This is a genomic window from Pseudoxanthomonas beigongshangi (assembly GCF_016820515.1).
Lineage (GTDB): Bacteria > Pseudomonadota > Gammaproteobacteria > Xanthomonadales > Xanthomonadaceae > Pseudoxanthomonas_A > Pseudoxanthomonas_A beigongshangi.
Window position 1 is genome coordinate 1 of the sequence record NZ_JADHDV010000018.1, and the last position, 24,135, is coordinate 24,135.

The following is a 24,135-nucleotide window of genomic DNA, read 5'->3' on the forward strand; positions in this document are numbered from 1 at the left end:
GGCGCGGCGGCGCCCAGGCCGGCCTCCGCCGGCTCCAGCTCGGCGGGCGGCGGCGCGCCGGTCACCCAGACCGTATAGCCCAGCGCCGCCAGCCAGCCCTGCTGCTCTGCCGACCATGGCGTCTGCGCGGACAGGCTCATGCCCGCGCCTCGCCACGGCGCATCCGCTGCCACAGCCAGTAGCCAGGGCCGGACAGTGCATAGCAAACGCCCACCGCGAACAGGACACGCGGCAGATCGATGAACAGGATCGCGATCACTACCGCGACCAGGAACAGGCCCACGAACGGCACCCGATCCGCGCGCGCGCCGCCTTCACCGCTGCCCTTGAAGCTCCAGAACCGGATCCGGCTGACCATCAACAATGCCGCCAGGATGGTCACCGCCAGCGCCACGTAGCGCAGTTCATCGCCGTTCCAGCCCAGGCTGCCATCGGCGAACGCCCACACGAAGGACATCATCAGCCCGGCTGCCGCCGGACTGGCCAGGCCGACGAACCAGCGCTTGTCGACCGTGCCGACCTGGGTGTTGAACCGCGCCAGCCGCAACGCCGCGCAGGCCGCGTAGAGGAATGCCACCGCCCAGCCCACGCGGCCCATCGCGGCGTTGTCCAGCTTCAGCGCCGAAAGCGACCAGTGATACATCACCAGCGCCGGCGCCAGGCCGAAGCTGACCAGATCGGCCAGCGAGTCGTATTGCACGCCGAACGCGCTGCTGGTGCCGGTGAGGCGGGCGACGCGGCCGTCGATGCCGTCCATCAGCCCCGCCACGAACACCGCGATGGCGGCGTTGACGAACTGGCCGTCGGCGGCGGCGATGATCGCGTAGAAACCCGCGAACAGGCCGGCGGTGGTGAACAGGTTCGGCAGCAGGTAGATGCCGCGGGAACGCGGCGGCGGCTTGATTTCGTCCATGCGTCCCAGTTTAGCCCAAGCCCAGCCGCCGCCGGCTTGCCAGCCCGGCGGGGGAATGCTGCAATCCGGTTCCTGCCGTTTCCGCCTGGAGCCGACCGTGCGCGCACCGCCCCGACCGTCCACCGCCCTTCCGCTGCTGGCGTTGGCGACGCTGGTCGTGGCCAGCCTGCCGGCCCTCGCCGGTCCCGTTTACCAATGGAAGGACGCCAAGGGCGTGACCCATTATTCGGACAAGCCACCGACGGACCGGCAATACCAGGACCGCCGCATCGCGCCGCGGGGCGAGCCGGTTCCGCAGGCCGATGCCGCCGCCGGCAAATCCGTCGAACACCCGCAATGCACCACCGCCCGCAAGAATCTGGAAATCCTCGGCAGCAGCGGTCCGGTCGCGCAGGCTGGCGAGGACGGCAAGCCGGGCCAGGCGATGGACGACACCCAGCGGGCCAACCAGCTGGCACTGGCGCAGGCGGCCGAAAAGGCTTACTGCGCGCCCCCGGCCAAGTAATCGGCGCACCCGCTCTCCAGCGCCGGACGCGGGCATCGGTGCATCCCGCGCCGGTCCGGCTTCACTGCGGGCCCCGCCGCGCGGGCGCGGACTGCGCAAGGCTGGCAGAATAGGCCGTTCATTCCCCCGAAAAACCGAATCTCGATGCGCCTGTCGCAATTCCATCTCCGCACCGCCAAGGAAACCCCGGCCGACGCCGAACTGGTCAGCCACCAGTTGATGCTGCGCGCCGGCATGATCCGCAAGCTGGCCGCCGGCCTGTACACCTGGTCGCCGCTGGGCCTGCGCGTGCTGCGCAAGGTGGAAACCGTCGTGCGCGAGGAAATGAATCGCGCCGGCGCCATCGAAATGGTCATGCCGACCATCCAGCCGCGAGAGCTGTGGGACGAGAGCGGACGCTGGGACAAGTTCGGCGATCAGTTGCTCAAGCTCAAGGATCGCAAGGAGCAGGAGTTCTGCTACAGCCCCACCGCGGAAGAGGCGGTCACCGAGTTCGCCCGGCAGGAGCTGAACAGCTACAAGCAGTTGCCGGTGAACTTCTATCAGATCCAGACCAAGTTCCGCGATGAAATCCGTCCGCGCTTCGGGGTGATGCGCGCGCGCGAATTCATCATGAAGGACGCGTACTCCTTCCACCTGACCGACGAGGATCTGGTGCGCGAGTATCGCAACATGCATGCGGCGTACACCCGCATCTTCACCCGCCTGGGCCTGGATTTCCGCGCGGTGCAGGCCGACAGCGGCGCGATTGGCGGCGACGCCTCGCAGGAGTTCCATGTGCTGGCCGAATCCGGCGAGGACGCGCTCGCCTTCTCCACCGGTTCGGACTATGCCGCCAACGTGGAAGCCGCGCAGGCCGCGGCGCCCGGGCCGCGTCCGGCCGCCGCGGAAGCGCTGCGGAAGATCGATACGCCCACCCAGAAGACCTGCGAGGAAGTGGCCGCGCTGATGGGCGTCGCGTTGCAGCGAACCGTCAAGTCGGTCGCGCTGATGACCGAAGGCGGCTTCGTGTTGGCGCTGGTGCGCGGCGATCACGCGGTCAACGAGATCAAACTGGCGAAGGTGGCCGGCATGGCCGGGTACCGGCTGGCCAGCGAGGCGGAAATCCTGGCCCACCTGGGCAGCGAACCCGGTTTCCTCGGCCCGATCAACCCGCGCATGGCCATCCGCGTGATCGCCGATCGCGACGTCGCGGCGATGGCCGATTTCGTGGTCGGCGCCAACGAGGCCGGCTTCCACCTCGCCGGCGTCAACTGGGGTCGCGATCTGGCCGAACCCGAAACCGTCGCCGACATCCGCAACGTGGTCGCGGGCGAAGCCGCCGCCGATGGCGGCCAGATCCGCCTGGCGCGCGGCATCGAGGTCGGCCACGTGTTCCAGCTGGGCCGCAAGTACAGCGAGGCGATGCAGTTCACCGTGCTGGACGAAAACGGCAAGGCCGCCATTCCGGCGATGGGCTGCTATGGCATCGGCGTCACCCGCATCGTCGCCGCGGCGATCGAACAGAACCACGACGCCAACGGCATCATCTGGCCCGCGCCGATGGCGCCCTGGTCGGTGGCGGTCTGCGTGATCAATCCCAAGAACGATCCGGCGGTCACCCAGGCGGCGAACGAATTGCTGGCGGAACTGATCGGCGACGGCGTCGATGCCGTCCTGGATGATCGCGGCCTGCGTCCGGGCGCGATGTTCGCCGACATCGAACTGATCGGCATTCCGCATCGCGTGGTCGTGTCCGAACGCGGTCTCGCCGCCGGAACCTACGAATATCGCTTCCGCAAGGCCAGCGAAGCGGAAAACCTCGACAAGTCGGAATTGATTCGCCGCCTCGCGGGCTGAACGATAATCCGGATGACATTCGGGGCGGATATATGTCGATTCACTGACATTATTCGCCCCGATTTGTTTCTGCAAAGCCGCATGGCTAAGATGCAACTCCCGCCATGGACAGGTGATATTCCCTTTCCATACATCCGGAGAACTAGATGTCGATTGATTTGCGTGGCCTGTCGGCCAAAGAACTGGGCACCCTGATCGAGAAGGCCCGCCAGCAGCAGACGAAACTGGCCAAGCGCACTCCCATCGCTGCCATTCGCAGCAGAATCACCAAGTTCGCCAAGGCCGAGGGCTATACCATCGAGGAACTGTTCGGCACGGCAGGCAAGGCTCCCGCGGCACGTGGCCGCAAGGCCGCCGCCAAATCCGCTCCGCGCGCCGGCCGCAAGCTCGGCAAGGTGGCGCCCAAGTACCGCAATCCCGCCAATCCCAAGGAAACCTGGACCGGCCGCGGCAAGCAGCCGCGCTGGCTGGCCGCGCACACCGCCAAGGGCAAGAAGCTGGAAGACTTCCTGATCAACAAGAAGAAGTAATCCGCTTCATCGCAAAGTAAAAAAGAACGCCACGGACTTCGGCCCGTGGCGTTTCTTGTTTTTGGAGGTGGATTTTCGCGCCGATGCCCGGTCCTGACGGAATCCGGCCAGCATCAGGATTCAGAGATTCTTTCGCGCCGATACCACCAGATTGCCGAACAGCAGTCCCGCGATCAGCGCCATCACGATATTGGTCACGCCCAACAGTGCGGACTGGCCGACACCGACGTCCTGCTGCTGGACCAGCGTCATCAGTCCGCGCAGGCTCGCGCTGCCCGGGACCAGCATGAGGATGCCCGGTACCCGGATCAACGCGCCGGGCCGGTTGGCCCAGCGCGCGAAGGCATTGCCCGCGGCGGTCAGCACCAGTGCCGACAGGAAGATGCCCACCGGCGCCCCCCATGCCTCGCCGGCGAAGCGCGAGATGCCGTAACCGGCGAAAGCCGCCGCCATCACCCACGGGTAATCGCGCCGATGCGCCTTGAACAGCACCGCGAACGCATACGCGGCCAGCACCATCGACGACCATTCCACCCATTCCGGCTGCGGCCGCGACGCGCGCACTTCCGGATACAGGCCCACCAGTTCCGCCAGCGTGACCGCGATCAGGCTGCCGACGGTAAGTTTCAGAATCGTCGCCATCGCACCCGCGAAGCGGGCCACGCCGGACACCAGGTGCTGGCTGGTCAGCTCGTTCACCGAGTTGGTCAGCGCCATGCCGGGCAGCAGCACGATCAGCGAAGCGATGATGACCGTGTTGAGATTCAGCGGCGCGATGAAGTTGGCGATCAGGATCGCCACGAAGCCGGCCAGCAGCGCCGACAACGCATCGCTGGCTTCCTTCATCTGCGGCCGTCGCGCGATCACATGGCCCAGCAGGCCAATCAGCAGGCCGATCAGGCCGGCGGTGGCGATATCCAGCCACGGCAGCCGCCACAGCCCGGCGACCGCGCCGGAGGCCAGCCCGGAAGCCAGCACCTGCATCGCCCGCCAGCGGGCGCTCGGCCTGCGGTCCAGCGAGCGCAGCGCGGTATGCCCCTCGGCCACGCTCATGCGCCCGGCGACCACGTCCTCGGCGATCCGGTCGGCCTCGCTCAATTTGTGCAGGTCGTTTTCACCCGGCGCCAGCCGGATCACCCGGGTCGTGTCGCTGGCGCCCAGCGGACGCGCCGGATCATTGAAACTCAGGATCAGCCCGGTCGGATTCGACCACGGCTCGCAATCCAGTCCAAGCCGCTGCGAGAGCGCGGCCACCGCCGCTTCCAGGCGCTGGGCGGTGGTGCCGTAGCTGTGCAGGCGGCTGGCGATCTCGCAGACGAAGGCGATGCGCTGGGCGTAGGTGGCGGAAGCCGAATTCTCTGACATGTCACAAAGGTTGGAGCCGGCTTCGCCGGGGGTGGGCCGCGAGGGTATTGCGTAAACTGATCGCGGTCGGCGCAGCATAAAGGTGGACGTTGAGTATTGGTATCGGCGAGGCGCTGGCGCTCGGCAGCGCGGCCGCCTGGGCGGTGGGCGTGATCCTGGCGCGCCAGCTGGGCGCGACCCTGCCGCCGCTGGCGCTCAACCTGATGAAGAACGGACTGATACTGGCGCTGCTGGCGCCGGTGGTCCTGTTCCTGCACGCCGGCCAATGGCCGCAGATGCCGATGCGCGATGTCGCGCTGGTTCTGGCCAGCGGCGTGCTCGGCATCGCCGTCGCCGACACCCTGTACTTCCGCGCGCTCAACGAACTGGGCGCCGGCCGCATGGGCATCATCGGCAACCTCTACAGTCCGCTGGTGCTGCTGATGGGTTTCCTGTGGCTGGACGAGCGCCTGGGCGCGCGCCAATGGCTGGGCTTCGGCCTGGTCGGCCTGGGCGTGCTGCTGGTCACCCGCCCGCCGCGGGAATGGCGGACACATCCCGCCCACACGTTGCGTGGCGTGCTGATTGGCATGAGCGCGATTGCGCTGATGGCGATCGCGATCGTGATGGTCAAGCGCATCCTCGAGGAACAGCCGTTGCTCTGGGTCACCGTGCTGCGCTTGGCCGGCGCGGTCGCCGGCCTGCTGCTGATCGCCGCCCTGCCCGGGCTGCGCCGCCATCGCGCGTTCGATCCCGGCAAGGTACCGTGGCACCGGCTGATCCTCGCCGCGGTGATCGGCCAGGGGCTGTCGATGGTGCTGTGGCTGGGCGGCTACAAATACACCTCGGCCTCGGTGGCGGCCATCCTCAACGAGTCCGCATCGGTATTCCTGGTGATCCTCGCGGCGGTCTGGCTGCGCGAACCGCTGGGCAGGCGCGGCGCGGTCGGCGTCCTGCTTACGTTCAGCGGCATAGCCTGTATGCTGCTGGGCCGAGCGACGCCATGACCCGAACCGACGCACGCCCGCAGTTCCAATCCGACCCCTCCGAACCCTCGCGGGTGCGGCTGGAAGGCGATTGGACGCTCGCGACCGCCCTGAAGGTGGCCGAGCGCCTGCGCGAAGTCCCCGAAGGGGTGACCGAGCTGGACGCCACGGGCATCGCCCGCATCGATTCGGCCGGCGTGCTGCAACTGCTGCGCTTCGCCAGCCGGCGCAAGCTGGCGCCGGAGGCGCTGCTGTTCCGCGAGGATCATCAGGCGCTGGTCTCGACCATCGAGGATGTCGCCGACGATCGGCCGCCGCGCAAGCGCGACTATGGCTTCCTGGCCGCGTTGTCGCGCCTGGGCGAACGGGTCAGCGAGAACGGGCACGAAATCGTTGCCCTGCTCAGCTTCACCGGCGAGAACCTGGTCAAGCTGGCACGGATGGTCAAGGAACCGCGCCGCTTCCGCGCCATCGCCACCGTCTCGCACATGGAGCAGGTCGGCCTGGACGCGGTACCGCTGGTCATCCTGCTGTCGTACATGGTGGGCGCGGTCATCGCGTTCCTCGGCTCGACGGTGCTGCGGGACTTCGGCGCCGAGATCTTCGTGGTCGAACTGGTCAGCATCGCCTTCCTGCGCGAGTTCGCGGTCCTGATGACGGCAATCGTCCTGGCCGGCCGCACCGCATCGGCCTTCACCGCCCAGATCGGCGCGATGAAGAGCCGCGAGGAGATCGACGCGATCCGGACCCTGGGCCTGGATCCGGTGGATCTGCTGGTGATTCCGCGGCTGGTCGCCCTGTTGGTGATGCTGCCGCTGCTGACCTTCATTTCGATGATGGCCGGCCTGGCCGGCGGCGTGACGGTGGGTGCGTTCGACCTGGACATTCCCCCGCAGATGTACCTGGCGCGCATGCACGACACCATGGAGGTGCGGCATTTCCTGGTCGGCCTGTCCAAGGCGCCCGTGTTCGCGCTGGTGATCGGCCTGATTGGCTGCCTGCAGGGCCTGCAGGTCACCGGCACCGCGCAATCGGTCGGCGAGCGCACCACCTCCAGCGTGGTGCAGACGATCTCGCTGGTCATCATCCTCGACGCGCTGGCCGCGTTGTGGTTCATGCACATGGGCTGGTGACGCGATGGCCGATACGAGCGACGACGCGATCATCCAGGTCCGCGGACTGGTCAACCGGTTCGGCGAGCAGGTCGTGCACGATGGCCTGGACCTGGACGTGCGGCGCGGTGAAATCCTCGGCGTGGTCGGTGGCTCGGGCACCGGAAAATCGGTGCTGATGCGGGCCATCCTCGGCCTGCGCGCGCCGCAGGCCGGCAGCATCCGCGTGCTCGACACCGATGCGCTGTCAGAAGACCCGCAGGCGCGCCTGCACATCGAGCGCAACACCGGCGTGCTGTTCCAGGATGGCGCCCTGTTCTCCTCGCTGACCGTCGGCGAGAACGTGCAGGTGCCCCTGAAGGAGCACCACGGCGAGTTGCCCGACAGCTGGCGCTATGAACTGGCACTGCTGAAGATAAAACTCGCCGGCCTGCCGGCCGACGCGCTCAACAAGCTGCCCGCGCAGCTGTCCGGCGGCATGCGCAAGCGCGCCGGCCTGGCACGCGCGCTGGCGCTGGACCCGCCGCTGCTGTTCCTGGACGAGCCCACCGCGGGCCTGGACCCGATCGGCGCCGCCGCGTTCGACCGCCTCATCAAGACGCTACAGGAAGCGCTGGGCCTGACGGTGTTCCTCATCACCCATGACCTGGACACCCTGTACGCTATCTGCGACCGGGTCGCGGTACTGGCCGACCGCAAGGTCGTGATCACCGCGCCGCTGGCGGAGGTGGAGCGTTTCGATCACCCCTGGGTCCAGGAGTATTTCCATGGCCCCCGGGCCAGGGCCGCCCGCGGCGAGCCCGAACAAGAGGAAGCCTGAAACATGGAAACCCGTGCCAACTACGTCCTCATCGGCGCCTTTACCCTGGTGACGGCGGCGGCGCTGCTGCTGTTCGGCCTGTGGGCGGCGAAATACTCCTCCGAACGCACCTGGCAGCAATACCAGATCGTGTTCCGCGAAGCGGTCACCGGCCTGTCGGTCGGCAGCCCGGTGCAGTACAACGGCATCGCCGTGGGCTCCATCACCAAGCTGTCGCTGGCCCCCAATGACCCGCGCCAGGTGGTGGCGAGCATCCGGGTGGAGTCCTCCACCCCGATCAAGACCGACACCCGCGCCAAGCTGGCCATCACCAGCCTGACCGGCCCCACCATCATCCAGCTCAGCGGCGGCACCCCGCAGGCGCCGGCGCTGACCTCGGTGGACAAGCGCGAGGCCCCGGTCATCCAGACCGCGCCGTCCGCGCTGCAGAACATCACCGACACCGCCAACCGGATCGTCGAACGCCTGGATGAAGTGCTGAGCGACAAGAACGTCGCCAGCATCGCCGCGACCTTGCAGAACCTGGAGAACATCAGCGGTTCGCTGGCCAACCGCGACGAGGGACTGCAGGCGCTGATCGTCAGCGCGCGCGACGCGGCGAAGAAGCTGGATGCGACCCTGACCACCACCAACGGCGCCATCGAGCGCATCGATCAGAATCTGGTGCGGCAGCTGCCGCCCCTGCTGAACAAGCTCGACGCCACCCTCGCCAAGCTGGATTCGGCCGCCGGCAACGCCGACGCCATCCTGGGCGAGAACCGCGCCGCCATCAACAGCTTCGCCAACGATGGCCTGGGCCAGCTGGGTCCGACCCTGACCGAGTTGCGCGGCCTGGTCCGCGACCTGCGCCGGGTCAGTGATCGGCTGGAAGGCAACCCCACCCGCTACCTGCTCGGCCGCGACGCACCCAAGGAGTTCGAACCCAAATGAAGGCGCTGCGCATTCCCGTCTCCCTGTCGCTGGTCCTGCTGGCCGGCTGCTCCTCGATCCTGGGCAGCGGCCCGCGTGAACCCACCACCATCTACGCACCGGAAGTCCGGGTCACGGCCAACCCGAACTGGCCGACCGTCGCCTGGTCGCTGGTCATCGCCAAACCCACCGCCGCGCGCGTGGTCGACAGCCCGCGCATCTCGGTACGGCCGGCGCCGGGTGAACTGCAGGTCTACAAGGGCGCGTCGTGGTCGCAACCGGCGACCGAACTGCTGCAGGACGCGGTGCAGCGCACGCTGGAGGATTCCGGCCGGATTCCCGCCGTTTCCAGTGCCGACGCCGGCATCCTGGGCGACTACCGGCTGGTGATGGACGTGCGCCGCTTCGAGGCCGACTACGCCGGCCAATCGGTGCCGGCCGCGACCATCGAGGTCAACGCCAAGCTGGTGCAGAACCGCAGCCAGCGCGTGGTCGCCTCGCGCACCTTCCAGCAGGTCCGGCCAGCCGGTTCGACCGACGTCGCACAGGTGGCGACCGCGTTCGAACAGGCGCTGTCCACCCTGACTGGCGAGATTGCCGGCTGGGTGCTGGTCAGCGGACAGGCCGACGCCAGTCGCCCCTGAGCGCTTTGCCGTCCTGTCCGCGCATGCCGGCCGCTACCCGCGGCCCGGCGCCGGATGGATGAGGCGGAAGGTCAGGTTGATCCGCTCGCCCACCGGCCGCGCCGTGCGCGGGAGCGCATGGCGGTAATGGCGCTGGGTGTCGCCAGCCATCAGCAACAGGCTGCCATGCGGCAGATCCAGGGCCAGTCGGCTTTCCGCCCGTTCACGGTGCTTCAGCGCGAAGCGGCGGGTGGCGCCCAGGCTGATCGAGGCGATTGCCGGCGCCTCGCCCAGTTCCGGTTCGTCATCGCTGTGCCATCCCATCGCATCGCGCCCGTTGCGGTAGCGATTGAGCAGTACGCTGTTGAACGGCGTACCCAGCGTATCCCGCAGGCGTGACGCCAGCCGCTTCACGTCCGGATGCCAGGCGTGCGGTTCGAACAGCGCGCCCGAGTAGCGATAGCGCGCTTCCGGTTCCCCCATCCAGCAGCTTAGCCGCGGCGAATCCACTTCCCGCCCGAACAGGCGGATGCGATGCACTTCCCACGGCACCCCCGCCATCACGCTGGCGAACAGGACGTCGGCCTCCTCCGGTTCCAGCCACTGTGGCCACAGGCGCAAATGCGCCCCCGGCAGGTCAATCATTCCATCCGGCAGCAGCGGCAGGGGTATGGTCATCGCACGCCATGCTCGCGGATTTGCCCCACCCCGCGCAAACCCCGAAAATAGCCGCAGCCTAACGCCACGAGGAAGCCCAGCCATGTCCGAAGCCGAACGCGATGTCATGGAGTACGACGTCGTCACCGTCGGTGCCGGTCCCGCGGGCCTGGCCTTCGCCATCCGCCTGAAGCAGCTCAACCCGGAAATCTCGGTCTGCGTGATCGAGAAGGCCAGCACGGTCGGCGCGCAGATCCTGTCCGGCGCGGTGATCGAACCGGCGCCGCTCGATGCCCTGCTGCCCGGCTGGCGCGACAATCCGCCACCGGTCTGCGTGCCCGCGAAGGACGATGAGTTCTGGTTCCTCAGCAAGGCCGGCGGCCGCAAGGCGCCCATCGTCCCGCCCGGCATGCGCAACCATGGCAATTTCATCGTCAGCCTCGGCGCGATGTGCGCCTGGCTGGCGCCGCAGGCCGAGGCGCTGGGCGTGGAAATCTATCCCGGCTTCGCCGCCGCCGAGACCCTGCACGACGAAAGCGGCAAGGTGGTTGGCGTGCGCATCGGCGACATGGGCGTGGCCAAGGATGGTTCGCACAAGCCCGGCTATACCCAGGGCATCGACATCCGCGCCAAGGTCACGGTGCTGGCCGAAGGCGCCCGTGGTCACCTGACCAAGCGGCTGGTCAAGCGCTTCGGCCTGGACAAGGACAGCGACCCGCAGGGCTATTCGATCGGCATCAAGGAGCTGTGGCAGGTGCCGGAAGGGCGCGTCAGTCCCGGCAAGATCGTGCACACCATGGGCTGGCCGGCGGACGGCAGGATCTATGGCGGCAGTTTTCTCTACCACCTGGACAACAACCAGATCGCGCTGGGCTACGTCAGCGGACTGGACTACGCCGATCCCGAGTACAAGCCGTGGGAGGCCTTCCAGCAGTGGAAGAACCACCCGATGATCAAACCGCTGCTGGAAGGCGGCAGCATCCTGTCCGCCGGCGCACGCGCCATCGTCACCGGCGGCTGGCAATCGCTGCCCAAGGTGGAAATGCCCGGCGCGCTGCTGATCGGCGACACCGCCGGCCTGCTCAACGTGCCCAAGATCAAGGGCACCCACCAGGCCATCCGCAGCGGCATGCTGGCCGCCGAACACCTGGCCGGCAACAGCCTGGAACCAGCCGGCTTCGACGCCCGCCTGCGCGCCTCCGAGGCGATGAAGGAACTGAAGCAGGTCCGCAACATCAAGCCCGGCTTCAAGAAAGGCATGTGGTTCGGCCTGCTCAACGCCGCCTGGGAAACCGCGACCGGCGGACTCTCGCCGTGGACGCTCAAGGTCAAGCCGGACTGGTCGTCGCTGGACAAGATCGGCCAGCACGAGGAACCGCGCCGCGACTACGTCGAGCGCACGCTCGCCCCGCGTGACCGCCTGCAAGGCGTCTACTACGCCGCCACCGAGCACGACGAGGACCAGCCGGTCCACCTGAAGGTCGCCGACACCTCGATCTGCGTCACCCGCTGCGCCGAGGAATACGACAATCCCTGTACCCGCTTCTGCCCCGCCGGCGTCTACGAGATCGTCGACGACACCCTGCCGGATGGAAGCAGCGGCAAGCGCCTGCAGATCAACGCCGCCAATTGCGTGCACTGCAAGACCTGCGACATCAAGGACCCCTACGAGATCATCACCTGGGTGACCCCGGAGGGTGGTTCGGGGCCGAACTACCAGAATCTCTGAAGTTACTCACCTGCCTCCATTGGACTGATTTCACGTACCGGCGAACGGCAAAAACACGGCGACAAATGCATGAATGAAAATGGCCTCCATAAAGGAGGCCATTTTCGTTTCTATCCGCGATGTTCCTATTTACCTGGGTCGAGGATCGACCAGCCGGCCGGCGACTTGCCCAAAGCGGTACTCGTGAACGAACCATTCGAGGCGCCCTGCCACATCCATGCCCCTCGGCTCGCCGAGTCGAACCACACCAGGTCCAGCCGCCCATCGCCGTTGTAGTCGCCCGACGTCACCAGCTGATAGATCGGGTTCCAAGTGAAATTACGCTCGCTGCCTTTCACAGCACCATTCATGAGCGTGTACTTGAAATAACCTGTTCCACCCTGGATGTAGCGCCACAGCAAGTCAGATTTGCCATCGCCATCGATGTCGCCGGCTCCGGCAATCGACCAGCCCGCTGCATACGAACCAAGCGCATGTCCTGCAAAGGTGCCCGCAGAACTACCAAGCCACAGATAGGCACGCCGTGCCGCGGTTTCTTCCCAGACGATATCCAGATAGCCATCCGCATTGAAATCACCCGTTGCTGCCAGTCTGTAGGCGGAACTCCAGGTGAAGTTCTTCTCGCTGACCCGGGTTGCCCCGTTCATCAGCGAGTACTTGAAGTAAGCCACGTTCCCCTGCTGATAGCGCCACAACAGGTCGTCACGCCCATCATTGTTGATGTCCCCGGATCCGGCGATCGACCAACCAGCCGGATACGTTCCCATGGAACTACTGGAGAAAGAGCCATCTGCACGGCCAAGCCACATCCAGCTCCCTCGGGTCGAAGGCAATATCCACACTAGATCCAGAAGGCCATCACCATTGAAATCCCCAGCCGTCACCAGCTGATAGGCTGGATTCCAGGTGAAGGACTTCTCCCTGCTCTTGGTTGCACCATTCATGATCGAATACTTGAAGGCTCCGCTACTACCAGCGATGTACCGCCAGAGCAGGTCGGACCGTCCATCGCCATCGATGTCGTGCTTTGCACGCCCCGAGAAGGGAACCTTGGTTTCACGGAAACGCGCCACCACCGGAATCGTCTGATTCAGGCTACGGGCGTTGTCGGCCGCATTGGCGACACCGCAGGCTGCCGTCGGGGTTCCGCAAGTCGTGATGTTCGGATTGGAGAACAGGCGATACGGTGTCTGCCCGGAATCCCCATAGGCCATGATCGTGTAGAAATTGCTGGCGGTATTCTTGTAACCGTAGGAATACGGATATCGACCAGCCGTATTGTTGGAGTTGGCCTGGTCATGCGCCGAACCCAGCAGATGGCCCACCTCGTGCACCAGGCTCTCGGGGGCGCAGTAGTAACTATTGCCATCGGTGCCCAGATCATCGCCGAAACTGACAACGCCATATCCCCAGCCCGCGTGCTGGGCCGGGGTCACCGTCGTGCCCTTTGCACCGATCAACCAGGCAATGCCGCATCCCTGATGCTCGGGCTGCTGGAATCCACGCACCAGCAGCGCGACGTCGGCGCCGTACTGGTCACGTGCCGTACGCAGGGGGGTCAGCGTCGTAGGAGTCGTAACGTTGTTGACGCCATCACTACCCGTGAGTTCGTACAGGGCCGTCTGGTTCGCATTGCTATCGGTGTAGGACACTTCCTGCGCATTCACCAGTCGCAGATAGCCATCGACCTTGCTGTTGCTCAGTCCCTGATTGGCGACCTGGAACAGGAAGGTCAGCGCGGTCGTCACCGACTGTTGCTTCAGGGCCGCCTGGTTGCGGAATCCGGCGGTGTAGCCCACCGCGACGTCAATGGTGTTGGAACTACCTGGGGCCGCAGCCATGGCGACCGCCTTTTGCGCAACCTGCGCATTGGCCGCCAGTGCTTGATTCACCACTGTGTCCATGAGGCCACTGGCCTGCGGAATGGCCATATCGTCATGGCCGATGTTTGGCGAGCGGACCTTGGTGGGATCCATTTCGACCGCATACAGGCCGCTACCTTGCGTACGGATGGCGATCGGCGGTTTGCCGTCGCTTTGCGGAATGGATGCAAAAACAGCCTCTTCACCAAAGGTGATGATGGCTTCCTGCATGGGATCTCCGCCTTCAACGCGACCCACCCAGGTCCAATTGCCATCGATACCTTCTTCATGCCGCTCGTACTTGAGCTTGACCTCGCCTCCATTCGGCAGGGGCACGGTCATGTGGCCGGTCACCACACCCTTGAGCGCGTGTTCCTCGCTCATGCTCACCGGGTAATAGGTAAAGGCGCCTTCGCGCTTCACCGGCTTCCCCTGGTTCTGATAGGCCATCAGCGTCCCGCGGTCGGGTGCGTTGGCAATCGAATGATGGACGTCGCGGCCGGATGGGGTCATCCCCGCCCGGGCCTGTGACTTGAGCGAATCGCCTCCTGCGGAGCCATGCAGCGCAGCCATCTGGCTGTCGGACTTCTGGCCGCTGCAGGCGGCCAACAAAACTACGGCGGCGCATGCGCCGAGGCGAAACTTCATGCGAACCCTCAATCTGGCTGGTGTTGCCCCTGAATCGGGAAATATAACCCAGCTCGCGGCTTCCCGGCCGTGAAGCCGGGTTTCACACGACGGGAGGGGCGGCATCGTACAGGTTGTCTTAAGCCGCCCCTGCCCCTCCCTTTTTCAGGGGGTCCGGATGGGTACGCCGGTCTTGTCCCTGAGTTCGTCAAGGGTGACGCCGTCCGCAGTTTCAACCAGGGCCAGCCCCTCCGGGGTGACGTCGAACACGGCCAGGTCGGTGATGATCCGGTTCACCACCCCGACGCCGGTCAGCGGAAGGTCGCACTGGGGCAGGATCTTGTGGCTGCCGTCCTTCGCCACGTGCTCCATCAGCACGACGATGCGCTTGACCCCGGCGACCAGGTCCATGGCGCCACCCATGCCCTTGACCATCTTGCCGGGCACCATCCAGTTGGCCAGGTCGCCCCGGTCGGTGACCTGCATGGCGCCCAGCACGGCCAGGTCGATGTGGCCACCCCGGATCATGCCGAACGAATCGTGGCTGCCGAAGTAGCTGGCACCTGCCCGGGCGGTGACGGTCTGCTTGCCGGCGTTGATCAGGTCGGCGTCGACTTCGTCCTCGGTCGGGAACGGGCCGATGCCCAGCAGCCCGTTCTCGGACTGCAGCCAGACGTCGATGCCGGCGGGGATGTGGTTGGCTACCAGGGTCGGCAGGCCGATGCCCAGGTTCACGTAGGCGCCATCGGTCAGTTCGCGCGCGGCGCGCTGTGCCATCTCGTCGCGGGTCCAGGCCATCACTTGTCTCCTTGGCGCACGGTGCGCTGTTCGATGCGCTTCTCGGGATTCGGGTTGTGGACGATGCGATCCACGTAGATGCCCGGCAGGTGGACGTGGTCGGGGTCAATCTCGCCGATCTCGACGACCTGCTCGACCTCGGCCACGCAGATTTTCCCGGCCATGGCGCAGGCGGGATTGAAATTGCGCGCCGTCTTGCGGAACACCAGGTTGCCGGCCCGATCGGCCTTCCAGGCCTTGACCAGCGACACGTCGGCCACCAGCGCGGTTTCCATCACGTACCAGTGCTCGCCGAACTGACGGGTCTCCTTGCCCTCGGCCACCACGGTGCCGTAGCCGGTACGGGTGAAGAAGGCCGGAATGCCGGCGCCGCCGGCGCGCAGACGCTCGGCCAGCGTGCCCTGCGGGTTGAATTCCAGCTCCAGTTCACCGGCCAGGTACTGGCGCTCGAACTCCTTGTTCTCACCCACGTAGGACGAAATCATCTTGCTGATCTGGCGGGTCGCCAGCAGTTGCCCCAGGCCGAAACCGTCGACGCCGGCATTGTTGGAGATGGCCGTCAGCCCCTTCACGCCGCTGTCCCGCAGCGCGGCGATCAGCGCTTCCGGGATGCCGCACAGGCCGAATCCGCCGACCGCCAGGATCTGGCCATCCGCCACGATGCCATCCAGCGCGGCGGCGGCGCTGGGAAAGAGTTTCTGCTTGCCCGTCTTGGGGGCCGCGTTCGCGGTTTCAGCCATTGGCAGGGTCCATCTCGGGAAATGTCCGCCATTCTACCCGTGCCCCCCCTGCGCAACAGGTACTTTCGGGCAATGGCAACACCCGCTCGACCATGCCCCTACACTGCACGCCATGACCGCCATCGCCCTCATCACCGCCATCTCCGCCACCGGCCACGACGAAGATCTTCCACCGCTGCTGGCCGCCTGCGAACGCGCCGGGCTATCGGTCCGCGCGCTTGCCTGGGATGACGCGTCGGTGGGCTGGAGCCGCCTGGATGCCGCCTTGCTGCGTTCGCCGTGGGACTACACCGAGCGCCTGGCCGAGTTCATGGCGTGGTGCGAGCGCGCGGCGCATTCCCTGGCACTGTTCAACCCGCTGCCGGTGGTCCGCTGGAACACCGACAAGCACTATCTGGCCGATATGGCCGCACTCGGCGTACCCGTCGTGCCGACGGAGTTCGTCGAACCCGACGCCGAACCGATGGAGGCCCTGCAGGCGTTCCTGGCAAAACACCCGTCCGCGGAATTCGTGGTGAAGCCGACCGTAAGCGCGGGTGCCCGTGATACCCAGCGTTACCGTCGCGACCAGGAGTTCGCCGCCGGCAACCATCTGGCACGCCTGCTGGACGCCAACCGCAGCGCGATGCTCCAGCCGTATCTGTCGGCCGTGGATGCCGACGGGGAAACCGCCCTCATCCACATCGACGGCGTATTCAGCCACGCCATCCGCAAGGCCGCATTGCTGAAGGCCGGCGACACACCGCCGCTGGATCCGCATGCTTTCGGCGATATCCAGGCGCGGGAACCGGCCGACGACGAACGGCAGTTGGCCGATCAGGTGCTCGCCGCGGCCACCCGGCTGCTCAAGCTGGAAGCTCCCCTCCTGTATGCGCGCGTGGACCTGCTGCGCGGGATGGACGGCGTGCCGCGCCTGCTGGAACTCGAACTGACCGAGCCTTCCCTGTTCTTCGCCCAGGCCCCGGAGGCCGCCGGCCGGCTGGCCGAGGCCCTGGCGGGAAGGCTCGCGAACGGCACCGTACGGACTCGCACGGATATCGGCTGACCGCTAGAATCAGCGTTCTGCCCTCGGCCAGCCGCCGCGGCCGGGCCTCTCCGTAGCACTGAAGGAATTCCCAGAGGATGAAGATTCTCGTCGCCTACAAGCGCGTGGTGGACTACAACGTCCGCATCCAGGTCAAGCCGGACGGGTCCGGCGTGGTCACCGACGGCGTCAAGCTGTCGGCCAACCCCTTCGATGAAATCGCGCTGGAAGAAGCCCTGCGGCTGCGCGACAAGGGCATCGCCACCGAGGTCGTGGTCGCCACCATCGCGCCGGCCGACGCCCAGGCGCACCTGCGCAACGGCCTGGCCATGGGCGCCAACCGCGCCATCCACGTGGTCACCGACCAGCCGATCCAGCCGCTGACCGCCGCCCGCACCCTGCTCAAGCTGATCGAGAAGGAACAGCCACAGCTGGTCATCCTGGGCAAGCAGGCCATCGACGACGATGCCAACCAGACCGGCCAGATGCTGGCCACCCTGTGGGGCCGTCCGCAGGCGACCTTCGCATCCAAGCTGGAAATCGCCGGCGACAAGGCCACCGTGACCCGGGAAGTGGACGCCGGCCTGGAAACCCTGGAAGTCGACCTGCCAGCGGTGGTCACCACCGACCTGCGCCTCAACGAGCCGCGCTTCATCAAGCTGCCGGACATCATGAAGGCCAAGAGCAAGCCGCTGGAGACCCTGCAACTGGCCGATCTCGGCGTGCAGGCGGCCGATACCCTGAAGACCACCCATTACGCTGCCCCGGCCAAGCGCAGCAAGGGCGTGATGGTCAAGGATGCGGCCGAACTGGTCGCCGCGCTCAAGGCCAAGGGCCTGCTGTAACCCATCGTTCCCTCTTCTTCCGGGAAGAGGGTCGCGGCGATGGCGCGACGCGGAAACGCAGGCGCGCCATCGCCAGAATTCTGGAGATTCCGCAATGTCCAAAGTCCTCGTCATCGCCGAACACCTGGACGGCAAGCTCAACAGCGCCACCGCCAAGACCGTCAGCGCCGCCCAGGCCCTGAAGCCCGACAGCATCGATGTCGTGGTGCTGGCCGCCGATCCGGCCGGCATCGCCGCCGAAGCGGCGCAGGTCGCCGGGGTCGCCCGCGTCCTGACGGTCGCCAATCCCGCCAACGCGAACGCCATCGCCCAGGTGCTGGCTCCGCAGATCGCGCAGTTGGCCGCCGGCTACACCCATGTCTTCGGTCCTTCCACCACTTTCGGCAAGGATCTGATGCCCTGCGTCGCCGCGCTGCTGGGCGTGGCCCAGGTGTCGGACGTGATGAGCGTCGAGGGCAGCCACGTGTTCAAGCGCCCGATCTACGCCGGCAACGCCATCATCACCGTCGAGGCGCCGGCCGATCAGACCGTCGTCGCCACCGTCCGCACCGCCTCCTGGCCGGAAGCGGCCAAGGGTGGCAGCGCCAGCGTCGAGACGGTCTCCGCCGATGCCTCCCTGCCCGCGCACACCCGCTACCTCGGCCTGGCTGCCGGAAAATCCGACCGCCCCGATCTCCAGAGCGCAAAGCGCGTGGTCTCCGGTGGCCGCGGCGTCGGCTCGGCGGAGAACTTCAAGATCATCTACGACCTGGCCGACAAGCTGGGCGCGGGCGTCGGTGCCTCGCGCGCCGCGGTCGACGCCGGCTATGTCCCGAACGAACTCCAGGTCGGCCAGACCGGCAAGATCATCGCCCCCGAGCTATACGTGGCCGTCGGCATCTCCGGCGCCATCCAGCACCTGACCGGCATCAAGGACGCCGGCACCATCGTGGCCATCAACAAGGACGCCGAAGCCCCGATTTTCGAGATTGCGGACATCGGGTTGGTGGGGGATCTGTTCAAGTTGCTGCCGGAGTTGCAGGCGCAGCTGTAATACGAAAAAAAGGGCCCTCACGGGCCCTTTTTTAACTTGGTGCTCACTGCTTTTTCAAAAACCAGACCTCGATGTCGGAGGGCAGGATCTTGAGGAACGGGATTGCCAGCATCATTCCGGCAGTGATGACAGCTGCTTTCAGCGCCGAGATATCGTTCGAACAGTGGATGCGGTCATAAAGGCCATCGGCCGTCACCGAGGGCAATGACATTTTGGATTCCAGCTTGAATCCATTTTTCTCTGCCAGACGTTGCATACTTGGTGTATCGAGATAGTGCACATGCGGCGAGGGAAGGCCCAACTGCCACAAGCGGTCGAACGCACCTCCCATGCCAAGCCGAAGCATGACCTTCGACAGCCTGTACAGGAATCCCGTGCGCGATGGCGCGTTCACCACGACATAGCCGTCTGGATTCAAATGGTGATGGCACGCGGCAAGCGTCGCGTTTATGTCCGGGATATGTTCGAGGACATCGTTGAACACGATGGCATCAAACCGCTCATCCTCCTGCAACGCCGCCGGGAAAAAACCTTCGCGGACCGGCAACCCGCGCGCCATCGTCGCTGCAGCGACGATAGGGTCGGGCTCGATACCGAACGTACGGAAGGTATGTTCGTTCGATTGCAAGAACCAGCCGTGCGCGCACCCGACGTCAAGCAGGCGAGGACCGCCGTCGCCCTTTAGGTCCTCCCAGTTCCGTAGGCCGCCGAGTCGCAGCGAAAGCAAGCTGAAATTCTTCTGTCGCAATGGCGACAATCCGTGCTCGCGCGCATCTTCATCAATGTTACCGGCTTGTTCCACAATCCTTGGCGACAAGGACGAGCCTTCGTAGGAACAGGTCACACATTGCAGGTGCCAGGACCGTAATCCGACCTGTAGCGTGGTCCCGCAGCTTGGACATGCCGGTCCCATTAATTCCCCCTCCAGGAGGTAATGCTCACTCCCAGGAGGATGATCGCTCCGCCTACCAGCACCTGCCATCGCAGTGGTTCATTCAGGAACAGGCGCGCAAACACCGGGACCAGCACAAAACCCAGTCCATAGAAGGGGAAGGCAAGCGAAAGCGGAACTCTCGCGAGTACCGCCAACCATGCCAAGGTCGCGACACCATAGATTGCTATGGCGCCAATCAGGACCGGAGACATGAATGTGCGCGGGTCCAGCAGGCTGACGTTGACGGACGCGTGCTTGAAAAGCACCTGTCCGAACGACAACAAGCCAACCGTCCCCAGAATCAGCAAAAGCGTTGAAGGGGTCAAAGCGCTATCTAGTCTGCTCACAGCTGAATCCTGGGGCGATGGGATGAAAAACTAGGGCTGTCCAGCGACCGGACCGCTTGCAGGTCGGTCTGGCAACAAGGGCGTATGATAACTTGTTCCCGCCATCGCAGCCCGGCCCATGCCTGTGCCGGGCTGCGATGCACGGTGACCCGACATCTGCCATTGGAAAGTGTAGAAAGATGCCCCTGACTAGGACGGAATCCGCGTCGACGCCGGAGTGGACTTCGGGAATAGCGGTCGTGATCCCCTGTTTCAGGGTAACCCGCCACATCGGAGAGGTTATTGCCGCCATCGGTCCCGAAGTCGATCGCATCTATTGCGTGGATGACTGCTGCCCTGATGGCAGTGGCGATTTCATCATGGCATCCGTCGATGACCCCCGGGTCCATGTGCTCCGGAATGCCGCGAATCTCGGCGTAGGTGGTGCGGTGATGAGCGGTTACAGGCGCGCCATCGAGGAAGGTGCCACGGTCATCGTCAAGGTGGATGGCGATGGCCAGATGGACCCGAAATTGATCATGAGTTTTGCCCTCCCAATACTCGAAGGCGAAGCGGACTACACGAAGGGAAACAGGTTTTTCGACCTTAGCAAGATCCGGGACATGCCACTGATCCGTCGCCTCGGGAACCTGGGGTTGTCGTTCATGGCAAAGGCATCCACCGGCTACTGGGATGTTTTCGATCCCACCAATGGCTATACGGCGATCCATTCTTCGGTCGCCGCAAGACTACCGCTGGATTCGATAAGCACGCGCTACTTTTTTGAAACCGACATCCTCTTCCGTCTGAACACCCTGAGAGCCGTCGTTCTGGATATACCCATGGACGCACGCTATGGAGACGAGGTAAGCAACCTGAAGATCTCGAGGATCCTTGGGGAATTCCTTGTCAAGCACGTTCGCAACGCGTTCAAGAGAATCCTGTACAACTATTTCCTGCGCGACATGCCAATTGCTTCGCTTGAGCTGACGGCTTCCATTCTGTTGCTCGGCTTTGGCGTCATCTATGGCGGGCTACATTGGTGGCATTCCGCCCAAGCGGGGGTTGGAACTCCCATCGGCACCATCATGATCGCAACCGTTTGCATCGTGGCGAGTCTGCAGTTCTTGTTGGCTTTCCTCGCATACGACACATCGAATCTGCCCAAGCGTCCCATACACCTTCGCCTCTCCAGGTGGCGGGACGCCAGGCGAAATGGAGGCACATCGTGGAACTGAGGCCAACAGAAGCCACTCCGATCATGCTGGTGAAGTACGAAGCGCTCTTCGCGGAATGCTTTCCCGGTGCCACCCACCTGAACACCGCTTACCTCGCGTGGCTGTACCGCGACAATCCTGCGGGAACAGTGGTCGGTTTCGATGCATGGGAGGGTGACGTGCTGGCGGCGCATTATGTCTGCGTGCCTGTTGATGCCGTACTCAATGGGAATCCCGCCCGACTGCTCTTGTCCCTTAATACCGCCACTGCACCCGCGTTCCAGGGAAAGGGCCTGTTCACACGCCTGGCTGATGCCACATACCAGTATGCCGCGTCCCGTGGCTTCGATGCCGTGTATGGCGTGGCCAATGCAAACTCAACGCCCGGTTTCATACGGAAACTCGGTTTCGACCTGTTGACTCCTCTCGACGCGAAGGTCGGCGTTGGCCATCTCCCGATGGTCGACGATACCGACAACCTCCAACGGCAAGCACTCTTTCATCGCCTGTGGCGGCGGGACGCACTTTCCTGGCGCTTGGGCAGCCCGGCCCGGCCTTATCAACTTGTCCGTGCCGGACAACGGATTGCAGCATGGACGACCACCGGGCGGGCGGGCATCGCCGCCTGGGCGGAACCCATACTGGAGGAGTCTCTGCCTGAGAACCTGCCGTCTCCCCCTATGCGCATCCATCTACAGCTTGGCCTGATTCCCGAAGCAATGAAGACGAAGGGCGTGCGTTGGTTCAACATCCCCGATCGGTTCCGCGCCAGCCCACTGAATCTCATCTTCAAGCCATTGCAATCCGGCGTGTCTGCCCCTCCCCGCGATGCGATCCTGTTCGGGCAACTGGACTTCGATGCGTTCTGATATTCCCCTGGTCGTGATCATGGCGCACCCGGACGATGAGTTCGCGGTGTTCCCTTGGCTCGAGGCGGCGTGTCGCGAACACAGGCTCATTCATTGTTGCTGGCTCACCGATGGTGGTTGGGGTGGCCAGGACATCAGCAGGAGGCGGGCAGAAAGCACCGCGGTGCTCCGCAAGATTGGCATTCCGCTGGAGGCGATGCACTTCATCGGCGAGCAACTGGAAATCCCGGATGGGGAGCTCCATACTCGACTCGAGCAGGTGGTGCCTGCCCTACGCAAACTTTTCCTTGGGTTGCCTGAAGCGGTGGAGGTTTTAGTTCCTGCTTGGGAAGGCGGACACCAGGACCACGATGCTACCCAACTCGCAGCCATCGCTGGGGTATCAGGCAGGCGGGCACGCCTCCGGCAGTTCTCTCTTTACCATGGCGCGCGCTTGTCCGGGCCCTGGTTCCGGGTTCTTGCCCCCCTCGCGGAGAATGGTCCCCTGTCCACTCTCCCGCTCGGGCCGACAGCGCGACTTCGGTGCCTTGTCAGATGCACCCGCTATGTATCGCAGTGGAAGAGTTTTCTTGGATTGCTACCTTTCTATGGCTTGAAAATGCTCGTCCGCCACCCGTTCGCTTTGCAAGACGTGAGCTTTTCGAGAACGGCAGAAAGGCCCCATCCGGGGAGGCTCCTTTACGAGCGCAGAACTGTCCTGACGTGGGAAGCCTTCGCCGAGTGGACTAGCGCCTATCGCAGCCCCTGAGCGAACATTCAGGCATGCGAACTCACTACCTCAACGATCCGCGAGGCAGCCAGACCATCTCCGTAAGGATTATGCGCTCGCGACATCGCCCCATAGGCGCGCTCGTCATCCAGTAATCGGTTGGCCTCTTGGACGATACGCTGACTATCGGTCCCTACCAGTAGAACCGTACCAGCCTCGATCGCCTCGGGCCTCTCCGTAGTATCCCGCATAACCAACACGGGCTTGCCGAGGGACGGGGCCTCTTCCTGAATGCCGCCGGAATCCGTAATGATGACGTGCGCTCGCGACATCAAGTAGACGAACGGCAGGTAATCCAAAGGCTCGATCAGGTGTACACCGGCGGCCCCGCCCAGGATACGATTCACGGGGCCTTGCACATTCGGATTCAGATGCACGGGATAGACGACCTGGACGTCGCCCCGCGACGCGATTTCCTTGAGTGCGTGGCATATCTGTTCGAATCCCTCACCGAAATTTTCGCGCCGGTGCCCAGTCACCAGTACCAGCCGCTTGTCCGACGAGAGAAATGGAAAACGCAGCGCCAGTGCTGAGCTCAAGCCCACGTCTGCCTCGATCTTTTTCACGACGGCAAGCAGGGCATCGATAACCGTGTTGCCGGTTACGTGAATCGAATCCTTGGCGATACCTTCGTCCAACAGATTGCGGCGAGATTGTTCGGTGGGCGCGAAATGCAGCGTCGAAAGCGGAGCAGTCAAGCGCCGATTGGCCTCTTCCGGCCAAGGCGAGTAAACGTTGCCGGTTCTCAGCCCGGCCTCGACATGGGCCAGGGGCGTACGATGGTAGTAGGCGGCCAGCGAGGTCGCCAGCGTGGTACTGGTATCGCCATGGACCAGTACGAGATCCGGCGCGTGCTTCTCGATAACGCCCGCCATGCCGGTCAGGACCCTAGCGGTCAGGTCAGCGAGGCTCTGGCCGGGCTTCATGACATTGAGGTCTTCATCAGGCACGATTCCAAACAGCTCAAGCACCTGATCCAGCATCTGCCGGTGCTGTGCCGTGGCCACCACAATCGTCTGGATCCCGTCCGCGGCACGCAGCGCTTCCACCACCGGCGCCATCTTGATGGCTTCCGGTCTCGTGCCAAACACAACCATTACCTTCTTCATTCGATTCACCAGGGG

General features: G+C 64.8%; 24 protein-coding genes. 15 read left to right on the forward strand and 9 right to left on the reverse strand.

Going from position 1 to position 24,135, the window contains the following annotated elements; genetic code table 11:
• Window positions 1-136: 136 nt before the first annotated feature.
• Window positions 137-913, reverse strand: coding sequence for a CDP-diacylglycerol--serine O-phosphatidyltransferase (gene pssA, locus IQ458_RS13650; protein WP_203323165.1), 777 nt, complete (start codon window positions 911-913; stop codon window positions 137-139).
• A gap of 97 nt (window positions 914-1,010) precedes the next feature.
• Between pssA and IQ458_RS13655 the strand changes: the two genes are divergently transcribed.
• The 3 genes from IQ458_RS13655 (at window position 1,011) to IQ458_RS13665 (ending at window position 3,787) form a co-directional block, all read left to right on the forward strand.
• Window positions 1,011-1,418 (forward strand): DUF4124 domain-containing protein, encoded by a 408-nt coding sequence (locus tag IQ458_RS13655; RefSeq protein WP_318287731.1) that lies wholly within the window; start codon window positions 1,011-1,013, stop codon window positions 1,416-1,418.
• A gap of 144 nt (window positions 1,419-1,562) precedes the next feature.
• Window positions 1,563-3,257, forward strand: coding sequence for a proline--tRNA ligase (locus tag IQ458_RS13660; protein ID WP_203323166.1), 1,695 nt, complete (start codon window positions 1,563-1,565; stop codon window positions 3,255-3,257).
• Between the two features lie 146 nt (window positions 3,258-3,403).
• Window positions 3,404-3,787, forward strand: a complete 384-nt coding sequence (locus IQ458_RS13665; RefSeq protein ID WP_183639106.1) for an H-NS histone family protein — start codon at window positions 3,404-3,406, stop codon at window positions 3,785-3,787.
• A gap of 120 nt (window positions 3,788-3,907) precedes the next feature.
• On the opposite strand, the gene IQ458_RS13670 is transcribed toward IQ458_RS13665, so the two are convergent.
• Window positions 3,908-5,152 carry a threonine/serine exporter family protein gene (locus IQ458_RS13670; protein ID WP_183639108.1) on the reverse strand — a complete coding sequence of 415 codons (1,245 nt, stop codon included), beginning with the start codon at window positions 5,150-5,152 and terminating at the stop codon, window positions 3,908-3,910.
• A gap of 89 nt (window positions 5,153-5,241) precedes the next feature.
• Between IQ458_RS13670 and IQ458_RS13675 the strand changes: the two genes are divergently transcribed.
• The 5 genes from IQ458_RS13675 to IQ458_RS13695 are packed head-to-tail and all read left to right on the forward strand — an operon-like array spanning window position 5,242 to window position 9,602.
• Window positions 5,242-6,138: a DMT family transporter gene (locus IQ458_RS13675; RefSeq protein WP_203323167.1), complete on the forward strand. Its 897-nt coding sequence runs from the start codon at window positions 5,242-5,244 to the stop codon at window positions 6,136-6,138.
• Window positions 6,135-7,250 (forward strand): ABC transporter permease, encoded by a 1,116-nt coding sequence (locus tag IQ458_RS13680; RefSeq protein WP_183639112.1) that lies wholly within the window; start codon window positions 6,135-6,137, stop codon window positions 7,248-7,250. Before IQ458_RS13675 ends, IQ458_RS13680 begins: the two co-directional genes overlap by 4 nt.
• Window positions 7,251-7,254: 4 nt before the next feature.
• The gene (locus IQ458_RS13685; RefSeq protein ID WP_183639114.1) at window positions 7,255-8,049 is read left to right on the forward strand and encodes an ABC transporter ATP-binding protein; all 795 of its coding nucleotides are present in this window, start codon (window positions 7,255-7,257) and stop codon (window positions 8,047-8,049) included.
• A 3-nt stretch (window positions 8,050-8,052) separates the two neighbouring features.
• A complete protein-coding gene (locus tag IQ458_RS13690; protein ID WP_141455600.1) occupies window positions 8,053-8,979 on the forward strand; it encodes an MlaD family protein in 927 nt (308 codons plus the stop codon).
• The gene (locus IQ458_RS13695; RefSeq protein ID WP_203323168.1) at window positions 8,976-9,602 is read left to right on the forward strand and encodes an ABC-type transport auxiliary lipoprotein family protein; all 627 of its coding nucleotides are present in this window, start codon (window positions 8,976-8,978) and stop codon (window positions 9,600-9,602) included. The genes IQ458_RS13690 and IQ458_RS13695 overlap by 4 nt, the downstream gene beginning before the upstream one ends.
• Before the next feature lie 33 nt (window positions 9,603-9,635).
• Here IQ458_RS13695 and IQ458_RS13700 read toward each other — a convergent pair whose 3' ends face one another.
• The gene (locus IQ458_RS13700; RefSeq protein WP_425504690.1) at window positions 9,636-10,259 is read right to left on the reverse strand and encodes an alpha-ketoglutarate-dependent dioxygenase AlkB family protein; all 624 of its coding nucleotides are present in this window, start codon (window positions 10,257-10,259) and stop codon (window positions 9,636-9,638) included.
• An 82-nt stretch (window positions 10,260-10,341) separates the two neighbouring features.
• Between IQ458_RS13700 and IQ458_RS13705 the strand changes: the two genes are divergently transcribed.
• Window positions 10,342-11,967 carry an electron transfer flavoprotein-ubiquinone oxidoreductase gene (locus IQ458_RS13705; RefSeq protein WP_203323169.1) on the forward strand — a complete coding sequence of 542 codons (1,626 nt, stop codon included), beginning with the start codon at window positions 10,342-10,344 and terminating at the stop codon, window positions 11,965-11,967.
• A gap of 125 nt (window positions 11,968-12,092) precedes the next feature.
• Here the strand turns inward: IQ458_RS13705 and IQ458_RS13710 are convergent, their stop codons facing one another.
• The 3 genes from IQ458_RS13710 to IQ458_RS13720 all read right to left on the reverse strand — a co-directional run bounded on the left by IQ458_RS13710 (window position 12,093) and on the right by IQ458_RS13720 (window position 15,994).
• Window positions 12,093-14,477, reverse strand: a complete 2,385-nt coding sequence (locus IQ458_RS13710) for an FG-GAP-like repeat-containing protein (protein ID WP_203323170.1) — start codon at window positions 14,475-14,477, stop codon at window positions 12,093-12,095.
• A 144-nt stretch (window positions 14,478-14,621) separates the two neighbouring features.
• The gene (locus IQ458_RS13715; RefSeq protein ID WP_203323171.1) at window positions 14,622-15,254 is read right to left on the reverse strand and encodes a CoA transferase subunit B; all 633 of its coding nucleotides are present in this window, start codon (window positions 15,252-15,254) and stop codon (window positions 14,622-14,624) included.
• On the reverse strand, window positions 15,254-15,994 hold the full coding sequence (locus IQ458_RS13720) for a CoA transferase subunit A (protein ID WP_203323172.1): 741 nt from the start codon (window positions 15,992-15,994) through the stop codon (window positions 15,254-15,256). The genes IQ458_RS13715 and IQ458_RS13720 overlap by 1 nt, the downstream gene beginning before the upstream one ends.
• 112 nt (window positions 15,995-16,106) lie before the next feature.
• Between IQ458_RS13720 and IQ458_RS13725 the strand changes: the two genes are divergently transcribed.
• From IQ458_RS13725 to IQ458_RS13735, 3 genes are all read left to right on the forward strand, one after another.
• Window positions 16,107-17,039: an ATP-grasp domain-containing protein gene (locus IQ458_RS13725; RefSeq protein WP_203323173.1), complete on the forward strand. Its 933-nt coding sequence runs from the start codon at window positions 16,107-16,109 to the stop codon at window positions 17,037-17,039.
• 77 nt (window positions 17,040-17,116) lie between these two features.
• The gene (locus IQ458_RS13730) at window positions 17,117-17,863 is read left to right on the forward strand and encodes an electron transfer flavoprotein subunit beta/FixA family protein (protein WP_183639126.1); all 747 of its coding nucleotides are present in this window, start codon (window positions 17,117-17,119) and stop codon (window positions 17,861-17,863) included.
• A gap of 94 nt (window positions 17,864-17,957) precedes the next feature.
• Entirely contained in the window at window positions 17,958-18,896 is a 939-nt protein-coding gene (locus tag IQ458_RS13735; protein WP_203323174.1) for an electron transfer flavoprotein subunit alpha/FixB family protein, read from the forward strand.
• A gap of 43 nt (window positions 18,897-18,939) precedes the next feature.
• On the opposite strand, the gene IQ458_RS13740 is transcribed toward IQ458_RS13735, so the two are convergent.
• Both IQ458_RS13740 and IQ458_RS13745 read right to left on the reverse strand, forming a co-directional pair.
• Window positions 18,940-19,740: a class I SAM-dependent methyltransferase gene (locus tag IQ458_RS13740; RefSeq protein WP_203323175.1), complete on the reverse strand. Its 801-nt coding sequence runs from the start codon at window positions 19,738-19,740 to the stop codon at window positions 18,940-18,942.
• A 68-nt stretch (window positions 19,741-19,808) separates the two neighbouring features.
• Window positions 19,809-20,177 carry an EamA family transporter gene (locus tag IQ458_RS13745; protein ID WP_203323176.1) on the reverse strand — a complete coding sequence of 123 codons (369 nt, stop codon included), beginning with the start codon at window positions 20,175-20,177 and terminating at the stop codon, window positions 19,809-19,811.
• A gap of 239 nt (window positions 20,178-20,416) precedes the next feature.
• Between IQ458_RS13745 and IQ458_RS13750 the strand changes: the two genes are divergently transcribed.
• The 3 genes from IQ458_RS13750 to IQ458_RS19980 are packed head-to-tail and all read left to right on the forward strand — an operon-like array spanning window position 20,417 to window position 22,990.
• Window positions 20,417-21,394: a glycosyltransferase family 2 protein gene (locus IQ458_RS13750; protein WP_425504691.1), complete on the forward strand. Its 978-nt coding sequence runs from the start codon at window positions 20,417-20,419 to the stop codon at window positions 21,392-21,394.
• A gap of 23 nt (window positions 21,395-21,417) precedes the next feature.
• Window positions 21,418-22,242 carry a GNAT family N-acetyltransferase gene (locus tag IQ458_RS13755; RefSeq protein ID WP_203323178.1) on the forward strand — a complete coding sequence of 275 codons (825 nt, stop codon included), beginning with the start codon at window positions 21,418-21,420 and terminating at the stop codon, window positions 22,240-22,242.
• A 19-nt stretch (window positions 22,243-22,261) separates the two neighbouring features.
• Window positions 22,262-22,990 carry a PIG-L deacetylase family protein gene (locus tag IQ458_RS19980; RefSeq protein WP_425504692.1) on the forward strand — a complete coding sequence of 243 codons (729 nt, stop codon included), beginning with the start codon at window positions 22,262-22,264 and terminating at the stop codon, window positions 22,988-22,990.
• Between the two features lie 8 nt (window positions 22,991-22,998).
• On the opposite strand, the gene wecB is transcribed toward IQ458_RS19980, so the two are convergent.
• Window positions 22,999-24,120, reverse strand: a complete 1,122-nt coding sequence (gene wecB, locus IQ458_RS13765; RefSeq protein WP_203323180.1) for a non-hydrolyzing UDP-N-acetylglucosamine 2-epimerase — start codon at window positions 24,118-24,120, stop codon at window positions 22,999-23,001.
• Window positions 24,121-24,135: the final 15 nt, after the last annotated feature.

Coding starts and splice junctions, on each gene's coding strand:
- IQ458_RS13735 (WP_203323174.1), top strand. CDS start 17,958: ATGTCCAAAGTCCTCGTCATCGCCGAACACCTGGACGGCAAGCTCAAC.
- IQ458_RS13695 (WP_203323168.1), top strand. CDS start 8,976: ATGAAGGCGCTGCGCATTCCCGTCTCCCTGTCGCTGGTCCTGCTGGCC.
- IQ458_RS19980 (WP_425504692.1), top strand. CDS start 22,262: ATGGCGCACCCGGACGATGAGTTCGCGGTGTTCCCTTGGCTCGAGGCG.
- IQ458_RS13755 (WP_203323178.1), top strand. CDS start 21,418: ATGCTGGTGAAGTACGAAGCGCTCTTCGCGGAATGCTTTCCCGGTGCC.
- IQ458_RS13685 (WP_183639114.1), top strand. CDS start 7,255: ATGGCCGATACGAGCGACGACGCGATCATCCAGGTCCGCGGACTGGTC.
- IQ458_RS13680 (WP_183639112.1), top strand. CDS start 6,135: ATGACCCGAACCGACGCACGCCCGCAGTTCCAATCCGACCCCTCCGAA.
- IQ458_RS13660 (WP_203323166.1), top strand. CDS start 1,563: ATGCGCCTGTCGCAATTCCATCTCCGCACCGCCAAGGAAACCCCGGCC.
- wecB (WP_203323180.1), bottom strand. CDS start 24,120: ATGAAGAAGGTAATGGTTGTGTTTGGCACGAGACCGGAAGCCATCAAG.
- IQ458_RS13720 (WP_203323172.1), bottom strand. CDS start 15,994: ATGGCTGAAACCGCGAACGCGGCCCCCAAGACGGGCAAGCAGAAACTC.
- IQ458_RS13670 (WP_183639108.1), bottom strand. CDS start 5,152: ATGTCAGAGAATTCGGCTTCCGCCACCTACGCCCAGCGCATCGCCTTC.
- IQ458_RS13665 (WP_183639106.1), top strand. CDS start 3,404: ATGTCGATTGATTTGCGTGGCCTGTCGGCCAAAGAACTGGGCACCCTG.
- IQ458_RS13705 (WP_203323169.1), top strand. CDS start 10,342: ATGTCCGAAGCCGAACGCGATGTCATGGAGTACGACGTCGTCACCGTC.
- IQ458_RS13725 (WP_203323173.1), top strand. CDS start 16,107: ATGACCGCCATCGCCCTCATCACCGCCATCTCCGCCACCGGCCACGAC.
- IQ458_RS13690 (WP_141455600.1), top strand. CDS start 8,053: ATGGAAACCCGTGCCAACTACGTCCTCATCGGCGCCTTTACCCTGGTG.
- IQ458_RS13710 (WP_203323170.1), bottom strand. CDS start 14,477: ATGAAGTTTCGCCTCGGCGCATGCGCCGCCGTAGTTTTGTTGGCCGCC.
- IQ458_RS13700 (WP_425504690.1), bottom strand. CDS start 10,259: ATGACCATACCCCTGCCGCTGCTGCCGGATGGAATGATTGACCTGCCG.
- IQ458_RS13730 (WP_183639126.1), top strand. CDS start 17,117: ATGAAGATTCTCGTCGCCTACAAGCGCGTGGTGGACTACAACGTCCGC.
- pssA (WP_203323165.1), bottom strand. CDS start 913: ATGGACGAAATCAAGCCGCCGCCGCGTTCCCGCGGCATCTACCTGCTG.
- IQ458_RS13715 (WP_203323171.1), bottom strand. CDS start 15,254: ATGGCCTGGACCCGCGACGAGATGGCACAGCGCGCCGCGCGCGAACTG.